The organism is Parabacteroides provencensis (genome assembly GCF_900232875.1).
In the GTDB taxonomy this organism is placed as follows: domain Bacteria; phylum Bacteroidota; class Bacteroidia; order Bacteroidales; family Tannerellaceae; genus Parabacteroides; species Parabacteroides chinchillae.
This window is the reverse complement of the sequence record NZ_LT960489.1, coordinates 702,504-725,782: the sequence shown is the minus strand read 5'-3', so window position 1 is coordinate 725,782 and position 23,279 is coordinate 702,504. Positions and strand designations below refer to the sequence as shown.

At 41.7% G+C, this 23,279-nt stretch carries 18 protein-coding genes; 13 read left to right on the top strand and 5 right to left on the bottom strand.

Features of this window, described 5'->3' with window-relative positions:
• Positions 1–8: 8 nt before the first annotated feature.
• A complete protein-coding gene (locus tag CTY47_RS09925) occupies positions 9–3,248 on the bottom strand; it encodes a GH92 family glycosyl hydrolase (RefSeq protein ID WP_099464595.1) in 3,240 nt (1,079 codons plus the stop codon).
• A 98-nt stretch (positions 3,249–3,346) separates the two neighbouring features.
• On the opposite strand from CTY47_RS09925, the gene CTY47_RS09920 reads away from it, so the two are divergent.
• Positions 3,347–4,042, top strand: coding sequence for an SIR2 family NAD-dependent protein deacylase (locus tag CTY47_RS09920; RefSeq protein WP_099464594.1), 696 nt, complete (start codon positions 3,347–3,349; stop codon positions 4,040–4,042).
• Between the two features lie 49 nt (positions 4,043–4,091).
• Here CTY47_RS09920 and CTY47_RS09915 read toward each other — a convergent pair whose 3' ends face one another.
• Entirely contained in the window at positions 4,092–5,567 is a 1,476-nt protein-coding gene (locus CTY47_RS09915; protein WP_099464593.1) for a glycoside hydrolase family 125 protein, read from the bottom strand.
• A 259-nt stretch (positions 5,568–5,826) separates the two neighbouring features.
• Between CTY47_RS09915 and CTY47_RS09910 the strand changes: the two genes are divergently transcribed.
• Positions 5,827–8,532, top strand: a complete 2,706-nt coding sequence (locus tag CTY47_RS09910) for a S9 family peptidase (RefSeq protein ID WP_099464592.1) — start codon at positions 5,827–5,829, stop codon at positions 8,530–8,532.
• Between the two features lie 151 nt (positions 8,533–8,683).
• Here CTY47_RS09910 and CTY47_RS09905 read toward each other — a convergent pair whose 3' ends face one another.
• On the bottom strand, positions 8,684–9,394 hold the full coding sequence (locus CTY47_RS09905) for a sensor histidine kinase (protein WP_233202142.1): 711 nt from the start codon (positions 9,392–9,394) through the stop codon (positions 8,684–8,686).
• Positions 9,395–9,742: 348 nt separating this feature from the next.
• Positions 9,743–10,546: a response regulator gene (locus CTY47_RS09900; protein WP_099464590.1), complete on the bottom strand. Its 804-nt coding sequence runs from the start codon at positions 10,544–10,546 to the stop codon at positions 9,743–9,745.
• 208 nt (positions 10,547–10,754) lie between these two features.
• On the opposite strand from CTY47_RS09900, the gene CTY47_RS09895 reads away from it, so the two are divergent.
• Positions 10,755–13,145 (top strand): ABC transporter permease, encoded by a 2,391-nt coding sequence (locus CTY47_RS09895; RefSeq protein WP_099464589.1) that lies wholly within the window; start codon positions 10,755–10,757, stop codon positions 13,143–13,145.
• Positions 13,146–13,153: 8 nt separating this feature from the next.
• Here CTY47_RS09895 and CTY47_RS16905 read toward each other — a convergent pair whose 3' ends face one another.
• Positions 13,154–13,366, bottom strand: a complete 213-nt coding sequence (locus CTY47_RS16905) for a hypothetical protein (protein ID WP_099464588.1) — start codon at positions 13,364–13,366, stop codon at positions 13,154–13,156.
• Between the two features lie 21 nt (positions 13,367–13,387).
• Between CTY47_RS16905 and CTY47_RS09885 the strand changes: the two genes are divergently transcribed.
• The 10 genes from CTY47_RS09885 (at position 13,388) to CTY47_RS09840 (ending at position 23,278) form a co-directional block, all read left to right on the top strand.
• Positions 13,388–13,975, top strand: a complete 588-nt coding sequence (locus CTY47_RS09885) for an FKBP-type peptidyl-prolyl cis-trans isomerase (protein ID WP_099464587.1) — start codon at positions 13,388–13,390, stop codon at positions 13,973–13,975.
• Positions 13,976–13,992: 17 nt separating this feature from the next.
• A complete protein-coding gene (locus CTY47_RS09880) occupies positions 13,993–14,706 on the top strand; it encodes an FKBP-type peptidyl-prolyl cis-trans isomerase (protein WP_099464875.1) in 714 nt (237 codons plus the stop codon).
• Between the two features lie 166 nt (positions 14,707–14,872).
• Entirely contained in the window at positions 14,873–15,340 is a 468-nt protein-coding gene (locus CTY47_RS09875; protein ID WP_099464586.1) for an Lrp/AsnC family transcriptional regulator, read from the top strand.
• Positions 15,341–15,494: 154 nt separating this feature from the next.
• Positions 15,495–16,868, top strand: coding sequence for a S8 family peptidase (locus tag CTY47_RS09870; RefSeq protein WP_099464585.1), 1,374 nt, complete (start codon positions 15,495–15,497; stop codon positions 16,866–16,868).
• The gene (gene xseA, locus CTY47_RS09865) at positions 16,849–18,189 is read left to right on the top strand and encodes an exodeoxyribonuclease VII large subunit (RefSeq protein ID WP_099464584.1); all 1,341 of its coding nucleotides are present in this window, start codon (positions 16,849–16,851) and stop codon (positions 18,187–18,189) included. The genes CTY47_RS09870 and xseA overlap by 20 nt, the downstream gene beginning before the upstream one ends.
• Position 18,190: 1 nt before the next feature.
• On the top strand, positions 18,191–18,391 hold the full coding sequence (gene xseB / locus CTY47_RS09860) for an exodeoxyribonuclease VII small subunit (protein ID WP_099464583.1): 201 nt from the start codon (positions 18,191–18,193) through the stop codon (positions 18,389–18,391).
• Positions 18,388–19,095: a 2-C-methyl-D-erythritol 4-phosphate cytidylyltransferase gene (locus CTY47_RS09855; RefSeq protein ID WP_099464582.1), complete on the top strand. Its 708-nt coding sequence runs from the start codon at positions 18,388–18,390 to the stop codon at positions 19,093–19,095. Before xseB ends, CTY47_RS09855 begins: the two co-directional genes overlap by 4 nt.
• A gap of 6 nt (positions 19,096–19,101) precedes the next feature.
• Positions 19,102–21,198 carry an ATP-dependent DNA helicase RecG gene (recG, locus tag CTY47_RS09850; protein ID WP_099464581.1) on the top strand — a complete coding sequence of 699 codons (2,097 nt, stop codon included), beginning with the start codon at positions 19,102–19,104 and terminating at the stop codon, positions 21,196–21,198.
• Between the two features lie 206 nt (positions 21,199–21,404).
• On the top strand, positions 21,405–22,640 hold the full coding sequence (locus tag CTY47_RS09845) for a peptidoglycan DD-metalloendopeptidase family protein (protein ID WP_099464580.1): 1,236 nt from the start codon (positions 21,405–21,407) through the stop codon (positions 22,638–22,640).
• Positions 22,641–22,732: 92 nt separating this feature from the next.
• Positions 22,733–23,278: a DUF1599 domain-containing protein gene (locus tag CTY47_RS09840; RefSeq protein WP_099464579.1), complete on the top strand. Its 546-nt coding sequence runs from the start codon at positions 22,733–22,735 to the stop codon at positions 23,276–23,278.
• Position 23,279 lies beyond the last annotated feature (1 nt).

The following is a 23,279-nucleotide window of genomic DNA, read 5'->3' as shown; positions in this document are numbered from 1 at the left end:
ATCTGCGTTCATCTGTACCCGTCTGCGTTATCTGCGTTTCTTGATCCCACAAACACATTATAGCCTGCCTCGTATAGGCCGGCTACCTCTTCATCCGACAGAGCAGCTCCGTATATCCGGCTTGAACCGAATTTCATGTGGGAGAAGCGACTGTAAGGCATCTCGGCATTACGTCCCAGATTCCAAGGTAATTCTGTCTCCGCCAGCTCTCCCTCGACCTGTATTTCCTGTATCAATTGCCCGTCTATGTATAGTTTAATGCTGGAACCGGTACATACTCCTGCGATATGATGCCAACGGGTGTACCAGTCTTCCGGTACATTGACCTGGCACTCGCCCCGTCCCCAGCCTCCGGCGAAGAATGCCAGCCGGCGGGCACCCTCCATCTTGAACAGGCTGTAATCTCCTTTTGTAAAGAAATCGGCATCACCCCTGGGTGGCTCTTGCGGATAGATCCAAGTGGCTATTGTCAGTTGATTATTGTAGACAGATTGCAGGCTCTCGGAGAGTGGGAATACGACATAGGCTTGTTCTCCGGTTTGTATGGTTCCTTGTCCGCCTTGTTTGCCCCACTGAAGGCTACCGTGCAATTCACCATGGTTGCCAAAGCCGGACTGGTCATATACAAACAGGTCGTCTTTGTGGTTGTAATCGAGATGCAGCAAACAGGCTGACGTATTTTGTGAATAGGCTTTTACCCGTTTATGGCAACCTAAGACATTTACGTCCAGAAAGCCTTCGCGGCAGGCGGTATATGGCATGCTTATTGTCTGTTGCTCTCCCGGTGCCAGGGAAACTTTTAGGGTGGCAACTGCCTTTCCGTTTACTAAGACAGGAACTTCTCTTTTATGCGGTTTGCCGGATATGTTCTTGCAAACTATTTGCCAGCTCACCTTCTCGTTTACGGGTAGCAAGGGAGAGCCAATGATCCGGGTGCAGATAAAAGGTTGTGTACGCTCTGCCGAATCCTTTACCACTATGGTATAGGTGTAGTCTCCCAGGTTAATCTTGTGTTTTCCTTCTTTATAGAGTGTGAATGAGAGTGTATCTGCGAGGGTATGCCCTTGTTGTACCATTACCCGCTTGGTGGCTATCTGTGCTGTGTCATCATACAAACAGGCTGCGAAGGAACCTTGAACGCCTTTGTTGGTGACGTGGAAGACAATATGATTGGACTGGTTGGGAGACATTGTACTTTGAACCGGAATAGTGGCCGTTATCTTAAAATCCGGCTTCTCCTTTGTTTCGGAGAATGGCCTTTTGTAAGAAGAAAAATCGGTTATAGGGCTGCCGTAGTCAAATGCAAACCTTCCTCCGTTTGCAATAGCATGGTGATCGATGTACATACTATTGTGCATTTTTCCATTGAATAGTATGGTAGGGTAGGAGGTTGCAGCTTGTTGTGGCTCGTCTTCGGTGTCGATTGTGAGGGTCTTGCCATTGTGCAGACGGATTTCTATGTGGTCGAATAACGGAGGTGTCAGTATATATTCGCCAGTCCCCGGACAGGCAGGAAATAGTCCGAGGGCGCTGAATACGAACCAGCTGGAGGTAGACCCTAAGTCGTCATTTCCCGGAATGCCGCCCGGACGCGAGGAGTAATCTTCATTAAGGATTCTGTTTACTATCCGGTGCGTAATATCCGGCCTGCCCGCCCAGCAGAGGAGGTATGGATAATGGAAAACGGGTTCGTTATCGTGTATGATTTTACCTTCGCTATACCCTTTCTGTAAATGGTTTACAAAATCATTGGTGCCGCCGGATAAGTTGATTAAATCTTGTATATTATGCGGGACGAAACAGGAGGCTGTCCACCGGTTGCTTTCCTGATATCCCAGTTCTCCGGAATTACGGACAAAACCGTTTTCATCCTTTGGCAACATGAACAATGTTTGCCCGTCAAACAGATTCCGGTAATTAAACGAACGGCGTATCAGCTTCTCCGCATCTGCTTTCCGTCCTGTTAATCGGGCAAAGTGGCCTAAAGCCCAGTCGTCGTAGGCAAATTCTGCTGTGATACTGACCGATTTTTCTTTGGAAGCTCCGATATAGCCCTTCTGCAGGTATTCGCTCAGAGAGTTCTGTAGATCTCTTTCGCCGTAGCAGGATAGCATGGCCTGGTATAATTCTTCCGCATTTTCGTCTACCGCCTCTTTTACGTAGGCATCTACAAGAACCGGTATCATGTGCATGCCGGTCATGGGGCCTTTTGGAAGAAAGCCTTTGGCACGGTATTCGTTCATGGCAGACCGTATCATGTCTTTCTGACGGTCCGGTTTCAACAAGGAGAGGAGGGGATGCAGGGAGCGGAATGTGTCCCAGGCTGAGAACTCAGCGTATGTGTTGCCTGTTTGTGTTTGTACATCCGAGACGATCCAGGGCATCAGGAAGGAATGATAAAGTGCTGTGTAAAACTTTTCTTTGTTATCCTTGTCATCCGATTCGATCCGGACGCAGCTTAGTTCTTCATCCCACAGGTTGTAGGCAGACTGCCGTACGGCTTCAAAATCCCAGCCGGGTATTTCGGCATCCATGTTTTTGAGACTGCCTTCAAAGTTACGGATGGAGGTGCCGAGTTTTATCTGTAGCCCGTCTTTTGTCTGCGCTTTATCGAAATACAGGTAGGCTGTGTCGTTACGCAATGTACATTCTTTCCAGGGATGGTTGAACCGGAATACGGTATGAAAGAAATCCGCATTTATCGTGTTTTGATTACCGACAGATAAGTTTCCTGCATTACAGATAACCAGTGTTGTCTGTTCTTTGTCCGAGTGGTAGCGGAACATTCCGGTGCGTTCCATAGCTGTAGTTTCTACCTGATCTCCGGTTTGGAAATGTACGCTGTAATATCCCGGTGTGGCTTGTTCTTGTGTATGGCAGAAAGCATGTCCGTCGTATTCCTGGGATAGTTCCGAAATATGATCCGGTATGAATAAGAGATGGACCCTTCCGGCCGAACCGTTCGGGTAACCGCTCCGATGGGTTACGCACGAGAAGGAACGTATTTTGTCGTCACTATAATAATATCCTCTTTCCGAGGGACGGATGCTGGTCTCAGGCGTAAGTTGCACGCGTCCCCAGGGGGCAACGGCTCCGGGGTAAGTTCCTCCGTAGTTTCCCCACAGCGAAAGGGCGTGGCTCCGGGCTGTTCCGATAAACGGATTCACGAGAGATGCGTTTTGACTGTGTACGTGCAATTGAACTAGTATAAAGACAAGCAGTGACAGGGAGAATATGTTCTTTTTCATAACCGTATAGTGTGTTGAGGGAATAAAGTTAATACAAATCTCTTTGGTTTCGCCCAAAACTTATGCCTATATTTGTTGGTAGTCAAAATAATCAGGATATGAAAAAGAAGTTAGTTGTATTGACAGGCGCCGGTATGAGTGCCGAAAGTGGAATCTCTACCTTTCGCGATTCGGACGGGCTATGGGAAAAATATCGTGTGGAAGACGTCGCAACTCCCGAAGGATTTGCGGCAAATCCGGGCTTAGTCCTCGATTTCTATAACCAGCGGCGCAGGGAACTACTGAATACCAAACCGAATGCAGGACATATCGGCCTGGCTGAACTGGAAAAGGATTTTGATGTGTGCATCATCACCCAGAATATAGACAACCTGCACGAGCGTGCCGGAAGCTCTTCTGTAATTCATCTGCATGGCGAGCTGATGAAATCGTGTCCGGTGGGCGACATGGGCACTACTTATGATATTTCGCCGGACAATCCCGATTTGCACGTGGGAGATAAAGATAAGAATGGCCGCCAGCTACGTCCTTTTGTTGTTTGGTTTGGTGAAGCTGTCCCGATGATCGAACCGGCTATCCGGGAGGTTGAGGCTTCGGATATAGTGGTCGTTATCGGTACATCTTTAAACGTATATCCGGCTGCAGGCTTATTGAACTACGTGCGCAAAGGTCAGCCTATCTTCCTGGTTGATCCGAAAGATGTGAATACATATCGTAACGACATACAGCATATCCAGACAGGAGCTTCGGAGGGGGTAATGAAGCTGAAAGAGATTCTGTTGGCAGGCAGGTAGGTTTATGAAATAGCGGGCCATGAGCCCGCTATAATGGAGTGCCACCGTTTTATCCCAGATTATTCAGGATATCTACTTTGCCTTCGTTTACGAGGCGGTAAATCATTTCGCCAAACAGGGTGTTTACCCACGCAAACCATGAGCGGGTGAATTTGCTTGGATCGTCTTTATAGAATGATTCGTGCATAAAGCCTGTATTGGCATCGGTGTCGCGAAGCATCTTAACGCACTTGCGTATTTCTTCGGCGTCTTTTGTTGTGTTGCAACGCATAATGATACTCATCGGCCAGATGTAACCGAATCCGATGTGCGGGCCACCTATTCCTTCGCCGGCCGTGCCTTTAAAGAAATACGGGTTGTATTCGCTCAATACGAACTTGCGGGTGTTCTGGTAGATGGGGTCGTTTGCGTCTACACAACCTAGATAAGGCAGAGCCAGCAGGCTAGGCACGTTTGCGTCGTCCATAAATACATGGTTGTAGAAGCCGTCTACTTCAAATGCATATATTTTACCGAACTTCGGATGGTTGATGATACCGTATTCTTTTACGGCAGCGTCTACTTCTTTGGCAAGGGCTTCGCACTGGGTGGCAAATGCGTTGTTGCCTTTTATTGTGCGCATCATCTCGGCCAACTGGCGAAGTGAAGTGATGGCAAACAGGTTGGACGGGATAAGGAAACCAAACAGAGTGGCATCGTCTGAAGGGCGGAAAGAAGAAACGATCAGTCCCACCGGACGAACGGGGCTTCCCCAGCCGTCGTTAAGCAGGGTGTCTCCCTGACGGTCTGTTACGCGTGTGAACTTGTACGGACCCAGACTGTCTTTGCGTTGTTGTTCGATGAATGTTTTGTATACGGATTGCATGGCCTTTTCCCAATCGGCGTCGAAGGGTGAGGTGTCGCCCGTTTTCTTCCAGTAATGATAAGCCAGACGGATGGGATAGCAAAGCGAATCAATTTCCCATTTGCGTTCGTGAAGCTCTTTCTTCATTTCGGTGTTGTCGCTTTCCCATTCGCTGCCTGTCGGGCCTTCGTTGAAGCCGTTGGCGTAGGGGTCTTTCAGTATGCACCAAGTCTGGCGGTTGATAACACCGGCAAGCATGGTTTTCACCTTCGGATCTTCGTTGGCAAACTGGATATGTGGGAATACCTGTGCCGACGAATCGCGCAACCACATAGCGTGGATGTCTCCGGTAAGGACGAAGGTGTCCGGCTTGCCGTTAATCATCTTGTGTTCGCAAGTGGTGTCAAGTGTGTTGGGGAAACAGTTCTCGAACATCCAGGCCAGTTTTTCGTCTTTCAGTTTGGCTTTTGTCGTCTTGATAGCTTTTTCTACTGCTTCGGAGGTGAATTGGCGTTTCTCCGGTGCCGGACGCTGGCAAACATACTGCAAAGCGGCTGCTGTGCCGGGCATGCTGTCGTACTTGCCTGCTGCTTCGGCCATGCTGGCAATCGATTTCTCTCCAACCATTAGGCCGGCCAGTGCAAGGCCGCCGTTTCTAAGGAAGTTTCTGCGAGTTGTCATTTTTGTAATGTGTTTAATAAGTAATTATTTAATGTTTCCAATTACCGAATAAAGTTCGATCATGCAGGGTGGTTAGCCCGCGTAAAAGTACAACATAAAACTAAGGAGTGGCAGAATAAGAGCTATTTTTTTGTACTATCCATCCCTTGCTTCAGTTTTGTAGAGTAATGAAGCAAACCAAATGCTAGGGAAAGAATTAGCTAAATAAGAGAAAAACGCGTAATATTGCATTTACATTAATAATATAAATGCCGCGTATATGAAATATCTGAAAAAACTGCTGTGGCTTGCCTGTTTGGGTATTACTTATCCTGCTGTTGCACAAGAGGCAGGCAAAGCCATGACTTTCGAAAATCTGGTTGAATGGAACCGTATTTCTTCTAAAAGTATTTCCGATGATGGTAAATGGGTAACTTGTCAAATGGAGCCTTGGGTTGGGGATGCTACCGTTAAGTTATATGATGCAAAAGGAAAAGAGGTAGCTTCTTTTTGCCCGGCTGATAAAGCTGTTTTTTCTTCTTCTTCCCGTTACTTACTTGCTGTAAGTAAACCAACGGTGAAGGAAACAGACTCTTTAAAGTTGAAAAAGACGAAGGAAGATGATATGCCTATGGATAAATTGATTATTTATCATTTATCCGGGAAACAGGAGACGATTGACTCTCTGAAAAACTACAAATTAGCGGAATCTGCCGATTGGATAGCTTATCAACGTGGCCGGAAAGATTCTACGTTGTATATCCGTTCCCTGGATGGAAGCAAAACATTTCAATTCCCGTCTGTAACAGAATATAAGTTTGCGAAAAAAAGTGCTATGCTTTTCTACATTTCTATTGAAGATAAAGAGTTGCAGCCTGGTTTATTTACATTGAATCCGGATAAGGGAACACCTGTCTTGATCAAGGAGGGAAAAGGTGTGTTTAAACAGACAACTTTCGATGAACAAGGTAACCGTATAGCTTTTCTTTATTGTACTGATAAAGATTCGGTATATAAAGCACTCGATTTATGGTTGTCCGAGAATAATGTGCCGGCTAAATTACTTGCCGGACGGGGCAATAAAGCTTTCCCAACCGGCTGGGTAGTGAATGAAAATGGAGAGTTGCAGTTCTCAAAGAATGCCGCCCGTCTTTTCTTTGGTACTTCACCTGAGCCGAAGCAAAAAGATACGACTATTCTGGCCGCCAATCGTCCGGAAGTACAGGTGTGGAGCTGGAATGAACCAGTTCAGTATACTGTACAAAATTATAATAAGGAAAAGGAACTGAAACGAAGTTATCGTGCAGTCTATAATTTAAGTGATGGCTCTCTGTTTCAACTGGCCGATAAGGAATTGCCTGATATTAAGTTAGGTAATGAAGGTAATTCATCTGTTGCTTTGCTCTCTACTTCGCGTCCTTATTCTCTTTCTTCTATGTGGGAAGGACGTACTCGCAGTGATTATTATACCGTGTCGTTGGATAATGGAGAGAGAAAACCGTTGCTAACGGCCGATTACGGTGATTTGGATATTTCTCCGGCAGGCAAATATGCTTATTGGTATGCTGAAACGGATAGCAGTTGGTATACTATTGCTTTGGCAAGCGGCACGAAGTATCGTCTTTCTACTCCGCAAACGTTCCCTGCTTGGGACGAAGAAAATGATGTCCCTGATTATCCCGGTTCCTATGGCTCGGCAGGATGGACAATGGACGATAAATATTTACTGGTGTATGACCGTTATGACCTTTGGCGTTTTGATCCGATAGGAGAGGCTGCGCCTGTGAACCTTACAGTGGACGGAAAAAAGAAAGATATATCTTATAATTTGATATGCTTGGATAAGGAAGCACGTGCTATTGATCCGAGCCAAACCCAATTATTAAGGGGCTTCAACCGGACAACGAAAGGGTATGGTTATTATCAGGCAAAGTTGTCTTCTCCGGGAGCACCTAAAACATTGCTTGCAGGCAACTTCATGCTGAGTGTTCCTTTAAAGGCTAAGAATACGGATGCAGTTATTTATACATCTGAGACATTTGAACAATATCCGGATATTCGTCTTTCAGATATGAGTTTTAAACAATCTGTCCAGCTGACTCATGGTAGCCGGCAGCAGGAAGGTTTCATTTGGGGAACAACAGAAATGGTTTCCTGGATTTCTTTGGATGGCCGTCCGTTGGAGGGCGTGGTGTATAAGCCTGCCAATTTTGATCCGAAGAAGAAATATCCGATGATTGTCAATTTCTACGAACGGAACGCCGACACATATTATAGCTACCACATGCCTGAACCCGGACGCTCTACTGTGGATTATCATTTATACAACAGTCATGAATATATTATTTTTAATCCGGATGTACGTTATGTAGACGGCTACCCCGGACAGAGTTGTTATAATTGTGTTATGCCGGGTGTAACCATGATGATTGCTAAAGGCTATATTGATGAAAAAGCGATTGCTGCACAAGGCCATAGCTGGGGCGGTTATCAGGTGGCTTATCTGGCAACACGCACCAATCTGTTTGCGGCTATCGAGTCTGGAGCACCTGTCGTAAATATGTTTAGCGCGTATGGCGGTATTCGTTGGGGATCAGGTTTGAACCGCTCATTCCAGTATGAGCATACGCAGAGCCGTATTGGTGGAACTCCCTGGAGTGCACCATTGCAATACCTTGAAAATTCACCCCTTTTCCATATGGATAAGGTGCAAACGCCAATCCTTATCATGCATAATGATGCAGATGGACATGTGCCCTGGTATCAGGGAATAGAATATTTTATTGCTTTGAAACGTTTACATAAACCGGCCTGGCTGCTTAACTATCCGGGAAGTCCTCATTGGCCGGAACCAATGGCAGATCGTGTAGACTTTCAGAAGCGCATGTTCCAGTTCTTCGATCATTATTTGAAGAAGAGCCCGATGCCTAAATGGATGTCGGAAGGTGTACAGGCAACGGAGCAGCCTTTTGAATTAGGATATTAGCTTTTAGGGGTTGCCCTTTTGGAATGTAAGATTTCAGGTTCATCCGACAGATGTATGATTTGTTGTTGGATGAACCTTTTTTGTTTGATAATATGAAACCTGGATAGGATTATTAACTGCTTATGTTCAGCTTGTTAGAGATACATCCTTTTTATGCTTCAGATTGGAATTGTAAAGTAAAGGTGGTGCGGATATTTGGTAGTGAATTTACTGTCAGTAGCCCATTGTGCAATTGCATAATGCGTTGTGAAATGCTTAATCCAATGCCACTTCCTTTCGGTTTTGTCGAGAAGAACGGAGTGAAGATTGCTGATAGGAGTTCTTGTGGAATACCTGGTCCGTTATCTGCAATTATTATATGAATATGTTTTTTTGTCTCTTTTACTTCTACTGATATAAATCCATTTTCTCTGTTGGATATTGCTTGCAATGCGTTTCTTATTAAATTAATTAATGCCAAAGTAATTAAGTGGGAATCAATTTGCAAAAATACAGGCTTATCACAGATATATTGTATTTTTTCATTATCAGGCTCTGCGTGGAATAATCTTTCCAGCTTTTTCAATAAGATTTGAATATTTATTTGTTTCTTTTCCGGTTGAGGCAGATGAGTTAGCTGATAGTACGAATCTAAGAATGCAGATATGTCTTGTGCTTGATTGTTAATAACCTCCAATCCGTTTTTTAATTCAGCCGGTTCATAAGAGTCATAATATTTTAGTAAATCTGCCGAGAGGGATGAAATAGGAGTTATTGAATTTCTTATCTCATGTGTTAATACACGTAAAATACTTTCATAATATAGTTGTTTCTCTTCTGTTGTTTGTCGGATATCTCCGATTATAGTGATTATGTTATTCATTTCTTTATATAAACCAGATAGAAATAGGTCCTTTTGCTTCTCTTGAAAGTGTAATGAGTAGTCGTGGTTCTTTAATGTATTGAAGAAACTTTCGATTTGATGATTTGCTTTGTTTATCCACCGGTTTATTAACAGGGTTATCAACAGGATAAATAAAAGACTGATAAAAGATAATGTATAACTGTATCCGGTTATTAACAACAATGCGCTGCAGTATGCCAACAATACAATTAGAAAAATGCTGCCTGCCAATTTTAGATATAGTCTGTGGCTACGCATTGTATTGTCCTTTCTTATTTGGGAGCGCGAATGTACAAATTATAAAGAGATAGCTCATAATAAAACAATTTATAAATTATATTTTTTTATTTTGTTGTATAAAGTCTGTCTGCTAATGTTTAGTTGTTGAGAGCATAATGTCAGATTCCCTTTCTTCTCCTGTAGAATTTCTTTGATGAATTGTTTTTCCATTTCTTCTAATGTTAGGGAGCTTTGAGAAGTTTGCTTGTTGTCTGCCGGAGTATTTTCCGGATAAATATCTTGTGTGGTCAATGTGTCAGAATTGGCAAATAATATAGCTCGTTCGATGCATTGTTCCAATTGTTGAATGTTGTTTTGCTTAAGTATATTTATCAATTTATTACGAGCTTCATCATCTAAAGAAGGTAAAGGTTTGCCATAAGCAGTTGCTTGTTTTTTTAGGAAATAGTTTAATAGCAGAGTTATTATTTCTTCTTCTTCGGAAACCGACTCTTTAGATGTACTTTTTCGATGTTTTTTCCATGCTGCTATGATGGTTTCTACCAACTTATCGTTATTCCATGGTTTGACAATAAAATCGGTTGCTCCTTTTTTTAGGGAAGAAACGGCTAAGCCAATGTCTCCATAAGCTGTAATCAGTACAACTGCTGGTGGTTTTTCCCGTTCGAGAATATTTTCCAGCCAAAATAAACCTTCTTTTCCTGTATGCTTCCCTATTCCGAAATTCATATCCAATAAGACGACATCTACATCATTTTCCCGTAATAATGCAGAGAGTAAAGGTGGTGCGGAAATGCATTGGATAGTTCTGAATTCGCGGGATAGAATTATACGGAGTGTTTTTAATACCACTTCATTGTCGTCAACAATTACTATTTTTCCATCTCTCATAACCGTATTAAATTGTAAGTCGTTACAAATGTAATTTTTATCTGCTTATAGAAAATAGGTAAATGAAAAGTATAAATTATTTTGTTATGCGGATTGTCTAATATTTGGACGATTTAGTGGAGGAATTGTCGTTTTATTCCGATCTTCATTGCCTTTTATCCTGGCTACGCTTAGTTTTGGATTATAAGTTTGAATAAAGAATATTATTATGCAATCTATTACTTTAAAACTGATACTTCGTAGCTGGTGGCGTAATAAAGTGTTTGCTATTATTTCCATACTGAGTTTGGCAGTCGGCATTACTTGTACGAATGTTCTGATAGCATATGCTATTTATGAATTGGGTATGGAAGCTAAGAATCCTGAGCGGGATAATATTGTTTTTATGACACAAGACTCGCCTATGGTGTCGGGAGAGCAAGTGGTTTATGTCTATCGTGATGTGCCGGGTTACCTGAAAGAAAACTATCCGGAGGTGAAGGATTATCTTCAGTTGGGTTGGACTACTATGCGTTATGTTGAGGTGGGTGAAAATCGGTATGATCCAATGCTGCTCGTTACTGCCGACTCCACTTTCGCTCATTTCTTTCCTTACGAAACGTTATATGGTGATTTGGATGAGGCTTTATCCGTACCAAACAAGATTGCTTTGAGCGAATCGTATGCTAGCCGTCTTTTTGGACGGAATAATCCTGTCGGTCAGATGCTCACTGTAGCCTGGTCTCTTGACCATTTCTTCCGGGATGAGAATGAAGCTGAAACTACGACCTTTGAAGTAGCTGCTGTATTGAAAGATTATCCTCAGTCGTATTTGAAGTTTGATGCGTTGATGCGTACAAAGAAAGACTTTACGGGAGGAGTTACTTTGTTGCGGGTTGATTCGTCCTTTGATAAGGATGCGTTTGCCCGGAAAATAAAGAAAGATAATGTATCTACTTTAGGAGCACAAGACGGACGTTATTATTTCTATTCCTTAGAAGATAGTTATTTTCAGGAGTTCAGCGTTATTGCTTTTGTGAATCGTACAAACCGGATGCTGCTATATGTAGGGCTGGTTTCGGCTTTGTTGATTTTACTGATAGCCTGCTTTAATTATGTAAATCTCAGTTTTTCGCGAATATTGCAGCAGGTGCGAATGATTTATACACAGCGGTTGATGGGAGCGAGTAATAGAAATATTTATTGTCAATTGTTTGTCGATACATTGTTGACGGTATTGGTTGCTTTTCTTTTATCCCTGCTTTTTACTATTGACTTATTGCCTTTGTTTAATAAAATGATTTCCGGGAGGTTGTCATTATCGTTTCTGTTCAGTGAACAAGTGTTTCCGGTGATTGGAGGCTTTATTTTGCTACTCTCTGTCCTGCCGGCTATTTATTTGAGCCGGCAAGTAACACGGATGTCTCATCTGGATTATCGAATGCAGTTCATGGGAAGTAGGAAAAGGCGTGTGGTGGCGGTTTTGTCGGTAGCCCAATTTGCTATATCCATCGGTCTGTTGTTTGCAACTCAAACGATTTACCGCCAGCTGGATCTAACAAAAAGCAATGGAGAACGTTACCGGAATCTGGTGGAAATAGGATCGTGGCAAGAGACCGGTTCGTCTCGGATTATAGAATCTCTGGCAAAGGAAATACAACGTTATCCCGGAATAGGAGAAGTGTCATTATCTAAAAGCTCTGTTTGGGCATTGGCGATGCGCCAAATGGTAGTAAAGAGAGATGACGGTACGGAAGAGTATCATTCGATGGTACAGTTTGGTGGGGATAGTAATTATTTAAAGGTGATGGATTTGAATATCCTGCAAGGATTGGATGTGTCGCAGGCTATGAAACAATATGCGATACCGGTTTATATAAACCGGCAATATCAATGCCTTTTTGTTCCGAAGGGCGAGAACCCGGTAGGCAAAGAAGTACGCCTTTATGATACTTATTTCGGACAGATGGAGAAGGTGGGTGAACCGCCTGCTGTTATCGCTGGTGTAATAGAAGATTTATATACGAATGGAATGCAGTCGGAGGTGAATCCCGGGATTACCTATATATTTTCTTCCGGCCCATATAGTCTGATACAAGTACGTCTTAATGAAAATAACCGGCAGGAGATGTTGGAGAAGATAAAGGCAACATGGGAGAAAATGGCGCCTGAGCTTTACTTCACTTATCGGGACTTGTATGATGTGTATTTGGAGAAAAGCAATAAAACAATCGAATTGTCGCATCTGCTGGTGATGTATTCTTTAATCAGTATACTACTCACTTTGTCCGGGCTTTTCGGCATCGTTTTATATGCAACCGAACAACGTGCGAAAGAAATAGGAATCCGTAAAATAAACGGAGCAAAGATATGGCAGATTATTTATGGGTTGAACAAGCCATTTGTCGAGCAAATATTAGTTGCTTATATTATTGCCGTGCCAATTGTATGGATTATGTTAGACAATTGGCTGAGTAGTTTTGTCTATCGAGTCAATGTTTGTTTTACAGATACGCTGATAGCGGGTGTTGCAGTTTTGCTTCTTACGCTGTTTACGGTAAGTTGGCATGGTTATATTGTAGCAACTTACAATCCTGTGAATACTTTGAGGAGTGAATAGTGATATTTTTATATCATCGGGATCAATACTGTTCCTTCTGTAGCAGCCATATCACGTGCGCATGAATTGGCAAACAAAATAAAAGGCTCCTTAAATTGATCAAAGAGCAATGAAAATCTTGTTAATTCGGTTTGCCGTTCATTCATAATTGATGCAAAAGTAATAAAAAAGTATTTCCTTTTGGTGATTGTCCGGTTAAAAGCATTACTTTTGTATCTCATAATTAGTTGAACAAGAAAAAAATGGATAAAGTAAGTTATGCCCTTGGTTTAAGTATCGGCAATAATTTCCAGAACTCTGGAATCAATAATCTTCAGGTTGAAGATTTCATGCAAGGACTGAAAGACGTATTGTCTGAAACCAAACCTGTTATAAGCTATGATGAGGCAAAACAGATAATCAATGATTATTTTGTAAAACTTCAACAGGAAAAGTTGGAGATTAATAAAAAAGCAGGAGAAGAATTTTTGAATATCAATAAGCATAAAGCAGGCGTAAATGTATTGCCTAGCGGACTGCAATATGAGGTACTGAAGAAAGGAACCGGTGCAAAGCCTACAGCATCAGATAAAGTAAAATGTCATTATCACGGAACTTTGATAAATGGGACTGTTTTTGATAGTTCTGTGCAAAGAGGCGAACCCGCAGTGTTTGGTGTATCGCAAGTTATTCCGGGATGGGTTGAGGCATTACAGTTAATGGAAGTCGGTTCTAAATGGAGATTGTTTATCCCTTCCGACTTGGCTTATGGCGAACATGGTGCCGGAGAAGCAATCGAACCGAACAGTACGCTCGTGTTTGATGTTGAATTATTGGATATAGTAAAATGATTAAATACAAAAAGAAAATGAAAAAGTTTGGTGTATTAGCTACTACAGCTATTGTGGCATTAGGTATCTCTGCCTCTTCTTGCAATTCGCATCCTACGGCAAATTTAAAAACTGCCGCTGACAGTGCAAGTTATGCAATCGGTGTAAGCACCGGTTTGAACTATAAGGAAAACCTGAAAACTTTGCCTGGTGGCGAAGCTAACATCGATGCATTGATTGCAGGTTTTGTTCAGGCTATTAAAGGTGATTCTACAAAGATGTCTATGCAGGAAGCACAGAATTATTTGCAGACTTATTTTGTAGAAGCTCAAGCTCGTGAAGCAAGTAAAACAAAAGAAGAAGGTGATAAATTCCTTGCTGAAAATAAGACAAAAGACGGTGTTATTACAACTCCGAGCGGTCTTCAATATAAAGTGGAAAAAGAAGGTACAGGTGCAAAACCTACTGATGATGATAAAGTAAAAGTTCATTATACCGGTACTTTGTTGGACGGTACAAAATTTGACAGCTCACTTGATCGCGGCGAACCATTGACAATTGGTGTAGGTAATGTTATCAAAGGTTGGACAGAAGGCCTTAAGTTGATGCCAGTAGGATCTAAATACATTTTCTGGATTCCTGCAGAATTAGCTTATGGCGAACGCGGCGCAGGCCAGGATATCAAACCGAATAGTACATTGAAGTTTGAAGTGGAATTGCTGGAAATTGTAAAAGACGACGACAAGAAATAATATTTCCTTTGTTTAGTTAACGGGCGGGCAAAATATGCTAAAAAGCATTATTTGCCCGCCTTTATTATTTATTTAGCACTTTTTTCTTTCAGAATGACATTTGATTCAAATTAATTATATACTTTTGATACATTAAACTATAGTGCATTATAAAGCAAATTGAAAAATGGAGAAGATTGACAAACTGGATCGGCAGATATTGAACATTATTTCAAAAAATGCCAGGATTCCTTTTAAGGATGTTGCCGAAGAATGTGGTGTCTCACGTGCAGCCATTCATCAACGGGTACAGCGCATGATTGATATGAATGTGATCGTTGGGTCGGGATATCATATCAATCCGAAAATTTTGGGTTATAATACCTGTACTTATATTGGTGTTAAGCTGGAACGCGGATCTATGTATAAAGATGTAGTTCCGGAGTTTGAGAAAATTCCGGAAGTAGTAGAATGTCATTTTACTACGGGACCGTATACAATGCTTATTAAATTGTATGCGCGTGACAACGAGCATCTGATGGAGCTTTTGAATTCTAAAATTCAGGAAATTCCGGGAGTTACGGCAACTGAAACATTAATATCTTTGCGTCAGAGTGTAAAACGGGAAATACCGATCTGCAATATCAGCGAGTAAATAATAGATATATACTGAAATAAATCAACCCTTCATGGCTTGTCTGGCAAGAACCATGAAGGGTTGTTTGTTTTAGTATGTTTGTGTGTTATAGTATATTTTATGCATTATTCGTACCTTTGTAACCCGTGTGTATTGTGTAGATAAATATCATATGAATAAATATATAGCAGTATTATTGTTTAGTTGCCTGTCTTTATGGCTTTGCGCCGGTGAAAGTTACTGTTTTCGTGTCTATCTGAAAGATAAAGGGAATTCCGGTTATACGGTTGATAAACCGGAAGCCTATCTCTCCGAACGTGCAATAGAACGCCGGGCAAAACAAGGAAAACAAATCTCAGTTTCTGATTTGCCTATTGCCCGTGCCTATTTGGATTCATTGACTGATTGTGGAGGAAAACCAATCGTACAGAGCAAATGGTTTTCGACAGTAGTTGTGGCATGTGCTGATAGCCTGGCTTCCGAACAGTTAAAACGACTTTCTTTTGTGGATTCTGTGAAATGGGTCTGGAAAGGAGATCGGGAAACAAAGGTCGTAGCTCGTGATGATACGTCTTTATTTGTACCTTCGGACGAACCTTTAAAAACGTTTTATGGTTATGCAGAAGAACAGATTAAAATGTTGAACGGTGTAAAATTACATAATGCCGGATATAAGGGTGAAGGTATGCAAATAGCCGTGATTGATGCCGGATTCATGAATGTAGACCGTATAAGTATATTTAGCTCATTGAAGCTACTGGGTACACAGAATTTTGTTTTTCCCGGAGAAAGTGTTTTTGGTGATGACGACCATGGGACTAAGGTATTGTCTTGTTTGGCTTCAAATGTCCCGGGTTTAATGGTGGGTACAGCTCCCGAAGCATCTTATTGGCTGATAAAAAGTGAAGATAGCCGGTCTGAATATCCGATAGAAGAAGATTATTGGGCTGCTTCTGTTGAGTTTGCCGATAGCGTTGGGGTTGATGTTATTACTTCTTCTTTAGGGTATTTTACGTATGATGCGGGCGAGTTGATTTACAGTCAGTCGGCTTTGGATGGAAAGACTGCACTTATCAGCCGTGCTGCGCATAAGGCTTCTGAAAAAGGAATTTTGGTGTTTTGCAGCGCCGGCAACGAAGGAAATGGTTATTGGGAGAAAATAACTTTCCCTTCGGATGCTTCTGATGTCGTAACCGTAGGAGCAATAACTGAGAAGAAGAAAAAGAGTGTGTTTAGTTCCGTTGGGCTTACGGCGGATTACAGGGTAAAACCCGATGTTGTTGCTTTGGGTAGTGGTTGTTGTGTAATAGATTCTTCGGGTAATATACATTACGCAAACGGGACATCTTTTTCAACTCCTATCCTTGCCGGCTTGGGAGTTTGTTTATGGCAGGCATTCCCGGAATTGAGCAATAAGGAAATGATAGAGTTATTGCAACGATCATCCAGCCAATACAACCAGCCGGATGCGGAGTTGGGATATGGTATTCCGGATGTGTTCAAAGCGTATAAAAACAAGAATAAATATGTCGCAAGAACAGAATAGCATAGAGATTGAAAAAGAAGCGTTTTCACTCTTGGAATTAACAACCCGGGTAAAGAAAACGGTCTATGAATCTTTTTCCGATACTTATTGGGTACGTGCCGAAATGAGTGATGTGCGTACAAATATGTCTTCCGGACATTGTTATTTGGAATTTATCGAAAAAAATACAATAACAGGACAAATTGTAGCTCGTGCCAGAGGAACGATATGGGCGAAAACGTTCCGTATGGTGAAACCTTATTTTGAAATGGAAACCGGGCAGTTGTTTGCTTCCGGAATAAAGGTACTGGTAAAAGTTATTGTTGAGTTTCATGAATTGTATGGTTTTAGCCTGACTGTTATAGATATTGATCCCGCTTACACTTTGGGTGATATGGTGCGTAAGCGGATGGAGATAATTCGTCAGTTACAGGAAGAAGGAGTATTGACATTAAATAAAGAACTTCCTTTTCCTGCATTGCCACAACGAATTGCGGTGGTTACCTCTGCTACGGCCGCCGGATATGAAGATTTTCTGAATCAGTTATCTTTGAACAAAGCAGGCTATCCTTTTTATGTGAAACTTTTCCCGGCTTTGATGCAAGGTGAAAAAACGGAGGCTTCCGTCATTTCAGCATTGGATAAGATTTATCATTATGCAGATAGTTTTGATGTCGTGGTTATCATCCGGGGTGGTGGTGCAACGTCGGATTTGAATAGTTTCGATTCTTATTTGCTGGCTGCTAATTGTGCCCAGTTCCCGTTGCCTGTTATTACAGGAATTGGCCATGAGCGGGATGATACGATTGTTGATATGGTAGCTCATACCCGAATGAAAACACCTACGGCTGTGGCTGAGTTTCTTATTGGACGAATGGACGCAGCTGCAGACGAATTAAATGCTTTGCAGCAAGATATTTGTGCATCAGCTGTTGATGTTCTTCAAAAACGAAAGAACTATCTCCAATTGGTAGGAAACCGGTTGCCTGCAATAGCGGTAAATAAGATCGAACGAAACCGGGCTACATTGCAGGCATTAGGAAGCAAATTGCCAACTGCAGCATCTTCTCTTTTAAAGTTACGCAATTCTTTGCTGAATGCTGCCCGGCTACGATTGGGAAACTTGGCGGTTTTTAAATTGAAAGAAGGCGAACGTTTTATACAGCTTACAGAACAATTTATAAAAATGGCTTCGCCGGAATATATTTTGAAACGTGGATATAGCTTATCTTTGAAGAACGGAAAAATTATAAAGCACGCTGCAGACTTGCAACCTGGTGACGAATTGATAACCCGGTTTGCCGATGGTAGTGTATATAGTACGGTAAATAAAATAAAATGATATGGCAGAGAAGAAAGAAACATATAACGAAGCAGTAGAGAAACTTCGTGAGATTGTAGCTGATATTGAAAATGGCGATTTGGATGTTGACATTCTTTCGGAGAAAGTGAAAGAGGCAACCCGCCTGATCAAACTTTGTAAGGAAAAATTATATAAAGCAGACGGGGAAGTGAAAAAAATACTGGAAGAATTGGATGTATGAAGAAGTTTGTATTGATAGTTGCCGGAGGTAAAGGGCTTCGTATGGGAGGCGATTTACCCAAACAATTCATACCAATGAACGGAAAACCTGTATTGATGCATACGTTGGAGACTTTTCACCAATGGGATGAGGCTGCCCGCCTTATATTGGTTTTACCGGAAGAACATCAGTCTTATTGGAAGATGTTGTGTAAAGAAATAGGATGTGGTGTGCCCCATGAGGTTGTTAACGGAGGAGAGACTCGTTTTCATTCCGTTCGGAACGGTTTGGAATTTCTTTCGGAACGGTTTGGAGTTTCTTTCGGGAGGAACGAAAATGTTTTCGTTGGTGTGCACGATGGAGTACGTCCGTTTGTTTCCAAAGAAGTGATAACGGCTTGCTTTGAAAAAGCGCAACAATGCGGTAATGCTATCCCGGTAATGCCGATGATTGAATCTTTACGTGAATTGGATGGCGAAGGCAGCCATCCGGTAGACCGTAGTCGATATATTGCCGTACAAACGCCTCAGGTATTTTCTTCCTGTTTATTATTGAAGGCTTATAAACAGCCGTATTCACCTTTGTTTACAGATGATGCTTCGGTTGTTGAAGCGATAGGGGAAGTTGTGCATACAGTGGAAGGTAACCGTGAGAATATAAAGATAACGACACCTTTTGATCTGTTGGTTGCAAATGCTATTTTTGCAGACAGGTGTAATTTATAAAGTGAAATGCTTGATCTTGATAAACGGTCTATAACGTATCTGCAGGGTGTAGGACCTAAAAAGGCGGAAATTTTGCAGAAGGAAGCTGATATTTCTTCTTATGAAGACTTGTTGTTTTATTTTCCTTACAAATACATAGACCGCAGCCGCTTTTACAAAATAGCCGAGATCAATGGGAATATGCCTTACATTCAACTAAAAGGGCGCATCCTTTATTTTGATACTTTTGGAGAGGGACGAAGTAAACGTTTGGTGGGTAAATTTACGGATGGTACAGGTACGATTGATCTTGTCTGGTTTAAAGGGTTGAATTATGTGACCGATAAAATCAAGCCGGGATTGGATTATATCGTGTTTGGCAGGCCTGCTGAATTTGGACATATTTATAGCATCCCGCATCCCGATATTGACCCGGTAGATCAGGCAGATCAGGTTTCAGGCGGTTTGACGCCTTTTTATAATACAACGGAAAAGATGAAGAAATCTTTTCTGAATTCCCGGTCGATACAAAATTTGCAGTATACTTTATTAAGCTGGCTGAATTGGGAAGTTCCGGAAACGCTTTCGCTCGATGTGTTACAGCGTATCCGTATGGTTTCACTTACCGAAGCAATGCGTAATATTCACTTTCCCGAATCGGCGGAGAAACTTAAAAATGCACAGTTGCGTTTGAAGTTCGACGAACTGTTTTTTATTCAATTGAATATCCTTCGTACGGCAAACGTGAGAAAACTTAAACTTAAAGGAATTGTTTTTCCTACGGTAGGGCACTTCTTCAATACCTTTTACAAAGAGTATCTCCCTTTTGAGTTGACAGGGGCTCAGAAACGTGTGGTGCGTGAAATCCGTTCGGATATGGGTAGCGGACGGCAGATGAATCGTTTGCTCCAAGGTGATGTGGGTAGTGGAAAAACATTGGTTGGTTTGCTTGCTATGTTGCTGGCTGTGGACAATCATTGCCAGGCATGTATGATGGCTCCTACCGAAATTCTTGCGACACAGCATTATGCAACGGTGATGGGGTTTCTGAAAGATATGGATATTAAGGTTGCTTTGCTAACCGGTTCTACTCCGAAAAGAGAAAGAAATAAGATATTGCCTGCTATTGCTAATGGTGAAATCCAGATAGTTGTTGGTACTCATGCGTTGATAGAAGAAACTGTTGTTTTTTCTTCTTTAGGACTGGCTATTATAGATGAACAACATCGTTTCGGAGTGGAACAGCGTTCACGCTTATGGACAAAGAATGCAATAGTGCCGCATGTCTTGGTTATGACGGCTACGCCTATTCCGCGTACGTTGGCCATGACGTTGTATGGCGATTTGGATGTGTCGGTAATAGATGAACTGCCTCCGGGACGAAAACCGATACAGACAGTTCACCGTTACGATAATAAGAAGGCTCAATTGTATGACTTCTTACGGAAAGAAATCAATTTGGGACGCCAGGTTTATGTAGTATATCCGTTAATTGAAGGAAATGAAAAGCTGGATTATAAAAATCTGGAAGACGGTTTTAAACTGTTTAAGGAGGTGTTTTCCGAGTATAAAGTTTGTATGGTGCACGGACGTATGAAGGCTGCGGATAAAGAACGTGAAATGCAGAAATTTATATCCGGCGAAGCCCATATCCTGATGGCAACAACAGTTATTGAAGTAGGAGTAAATGTACCGAATGCTTCGGTTATGGTAATAGAAAGCGCTGAACGCTTTGGCCTGTCCCAACTGCATCAGTTGCGTGGACGGGTAGGACGTGGAGCAGACCAGTCGTATTGTATTTTAGTCTCTTCTTATAAGTTGAGTAATGAGACCCGCAAACGTTTGGAGATTATGGTAAATAGTAATAATGGATTTGAAATAGCCGAAGCCGATTTGCGACTTCGCGGACATGGTGATTTGGAAGGAACCCGCCAGAGCGGAGAAGGCATTTATCTTAAAATTGCCGATTTGGCTGCCGATGGTCAAATTCTTCAGTTTGCACGTGAAGTGGCACAAGATATTTTGAACGAAGACCCAGAGTTGCTGTCCGATACTCATAGGATATTGAACGAACGGTTAAAAACGTTATTTTCCAGAAAGGTGAACTGGGGAATGATAAGCTAATGTGTTGTAAAACATATTATAATGTAATTGCTTGTATATCATATGGTTTTTGTGTTTGGTTTATTTTTGTTTACTCTCATTGTGGAAATTTTTCTATAATTCTTTTTGAGGGTTTACTTAATTTCACGAACTTTGGCAAACTGACTTTTGGGCTGATGGGCTGAAAGTCTTTGTTTTTCATGATCTAAGAAGAATAAATTAATAAAATGAGTATAAAAGCATTACTTATAATATGTTGTTCCGTTGTATTTGTGTCGGCAGGGAGTGCCCAGAATACAGATAAAAAAGGAACATCCCCGAAGATAACTTCACATACTAAATTAATGGATGAACGTGTTTCCGAACTAATGGCAGACCGTGTCGGCTTTAAAAAAGATATTACTCTTAAAGCATTGGCCGAATTGAGTGAGCAAGCCGAATTAGAAGAGGAAGAATTGTTATTTCCTGCAGACGAATTATATGGCTCTAACTGGGATACCCGTTGGGTAAACCCTTTTCGTGAAGGCAAAGTGGAATTTCCTGATTCATGTGCGATAAATTGTGCTTCTTTTACAATGCCGATTGATTCGATGACTCGTATCACCTCTAAATATGGCCCGCGTCGTCGGCGTATGCATAAAGGAATTGATTTGAAGGTGCAGATTGGAGATACGATTCGCGCAGCTTTTGATGGTAAAATCCGTATTTGTAATTTTGAACGCCGTGGATATGGCAATTACGTGGTAATTCGTCATCCGAATGGTTTGGAGACAATTTATGGTCATCTTTCTAAGATATTAGTTAATATAAACAATATAGTACGTGCGGGAGATCCGATTGCTTTAGGAGGTAATACCGGACGTTCTACAGGCTCTCATCTTCACTTTGAAACCCGTTTCCTGGGACAGGCAATAAATCCTTCAGAAATTATAGATTTCGAAAATGGAGTTCCTCACCAGGATACTTATGTATTTCATAATGTGAAAATAAACGGACGTAAGAGTAATATTTATACTTCATCCGATAATCAATTGGTTTATCACCGCGTGAAATCAGGTGATACATTAGGTAAAATAGCCCGTTTATACGGAACAACAGTTAATGAACTTTGTCGTTTGAATGGGTTGAAAAGCACATCGATACTTCGTTTAGGCCAGTCAATTCGTTGTAGTGCAAACGCCCAGAGAAGTGTGTCAAAGACTCGCTCCAAACAGGGAGCCTCATCTGTGCAAAAGGCATCAAAGACAAAGGTCGAGGCAACTACAGCTGCTGTAGCCTCACTTCAGGATAATACTTCAAATAGTAAGCCGGGTCAGACTCCGGTTTATCATCGTATTAAATCGGGAGATACATTGGGTGCAATTGCAACTAAATACGGAACAACGGTTTCCAAATTATGTCAGTTGAATGGTATTTCTAAAACTACTGTTTTGAGACTGGGGCGTTCTATCCGTTGTTCATAATAGAAATTTAAACAGGTTTATAATGAAAAAAGGCACGAGTTGATTCCCGTGCCTTTTTTATCCCTATCTTTGTCGTATAATTTATATAGGTTATGCCAGAAACGAAGGAACAGTTCGATAAAGTTATATTCCTATGTCGGGAATTATTTGAGAAAAAGTTGAAAGACTATGGTCCGTCATGGCGTATTATGCGCCCTCAGTCGGTTACCGATCAGATATTTATTAAAGCAAACCGTATTCGAAGTCTTGAAACCAAAGGGGTGAGCATGATTGACGAAGGTATTCGTCCTGAGTTTATAGCTATCGTCAATTACGGTGTAATTGGATTAATCCAGTTGGGACTGGGGTTTTCTGATACGACGGATATAACTAATGATGAGGCATTGGCGTTATATGATAAATACATCACAGCAACCAAAGAATTAATGTATGCCAAAAATCATGATTATGATGAAGCATGGCGTAGTATGCGTATCAGTTCCTATACAGATTTGATTCTTATGAAGATTTACAGAACAAAGCAGATAGAGAGTCATGATGGCAAGACATTAGTGTCTGAAGGTGTTGATGCCAATTATATGGATATGGTGAATTATGCTTTGTTTGGCTTGATTAAATTGGAATTCGGCGAGGAATAAC

Coding starts and splice junctions, on each gene's coding strand:
- CTY47_RS09925 (WP_099464595.1), bottom strand. CDS start 3,248: ATGAAAAAGAACATATTCTCCCTGTCACTGCTTGTCTTTATACTAGTT.
- CTY47_RS09920 (WP_099464594.1), top strand. CDS start 3,347: ATGAAAAAGAAGTTAGTTGTATTGACAGGCGCCGGTATGAGTGCCGAA.
- CTY47_RS09915 (WP_099464593.1), bottom strand. CDS start 5,567: ATGACAACTCGCAGAAACTTCCTTAGAAACGGCGGCCTTGCACTGGCC.
- CTY47_RS09910 (WP_099464592.1), top strand. CDS start 5,827: ATGAAATATCTGAAAAAACTGCTGTGGCTTGCCTGTTTGGGTATTACT.
- CTY47_RS09905 (WP_233202142.1), bottom strand. CDS start 9,394: ATGAATAACATAATCACTATAATCGGAGATATCCGACAAACAACAGAA.
- CTY47_RS09900 (WP_099464590.1), bottom strand. CDS start 10,546: ATGAGAGATGGAAAAATAGTAATTGTTGACGACAATGAAGTGGTATTA.
- CTY47_RS09895 (WP_099464589.1), top strand. CDS start 10,755: ATGCAATCTATTACTTTAAAACTGATACTTCGTAGCTGGTGGCGTAAT.
- CTY47_RS16905 (WP_099464588.1), bottom strand. CDS start 13,366: ATGAGATACAAAAGTAATGCTTTTAACCGGACAATCACCAAAAGGAAA.
- CTY47_RS09885 (WP_099464587.1), top strand. CDS start 13,388: ATGGATAAAGTAAGTTATGCCCTTGGTTTAAGTATCGGCAATAATTTC.
- CTY47_RS09880 (WP_099464875.1), top strand. CDS start 13,993: ATGAAAAAGTTTGGTGTATTAGCTACTACAGCTATTGTGGCATTAGGT.
- CTY47_RS09875 (WP_099464586.1), top strand. CDS start 14,873: ATGGAGAAGATTGACAAACTGGATCGGCAGATATTGAACATTATTTCA.
- CTY47_RS09870 (WP_099464585.1), top strand. CDS start 15,495: ATGAATAAATATATAGCAGTATTATTGTTTAGTTGCCTGTCTTTATGG.
- xseA (WP_099464584.1), top strand. CDS start 16,849: ATGTCGCAAGAACAGAATAGCATAGAGATTGAAAAAGAAGCGTTTTCA.
- xseB (WP_099464583.1), top strand. CDS start 18,191: ATGGCAGAGAAGAAAGAAACATATAACGAAGCAGTAGAGAAACTTCGT.
- CTY47_RS09855 (WP_099464582.1), top strand. CDS start 18,388: ATGAAGAAGTTTGTATTGATAGTTGCCGGAGGTAAAGGGCTTCGTATG.
- recG (WP_099464581.1), top strand. CDS start 19,102: ATGCTTGATCTTGATAAACGGTCTATAACGTATCTGCAGGGTGTAGGA.
- CTY47_RS09845 (WP_099464580.1), top strand. CDS start 21,405: ATGAGTATAAAAGCATTACTTATAATATGTTGTTCCGTTGTATTTGTG.
- CTY47_RS09840 (WP_099464579.1), top strand. CDS start 22,733: ATGCCAGAAACGAAGGAACAGTTCGATAAAGTTATATTCCTATGTCGG.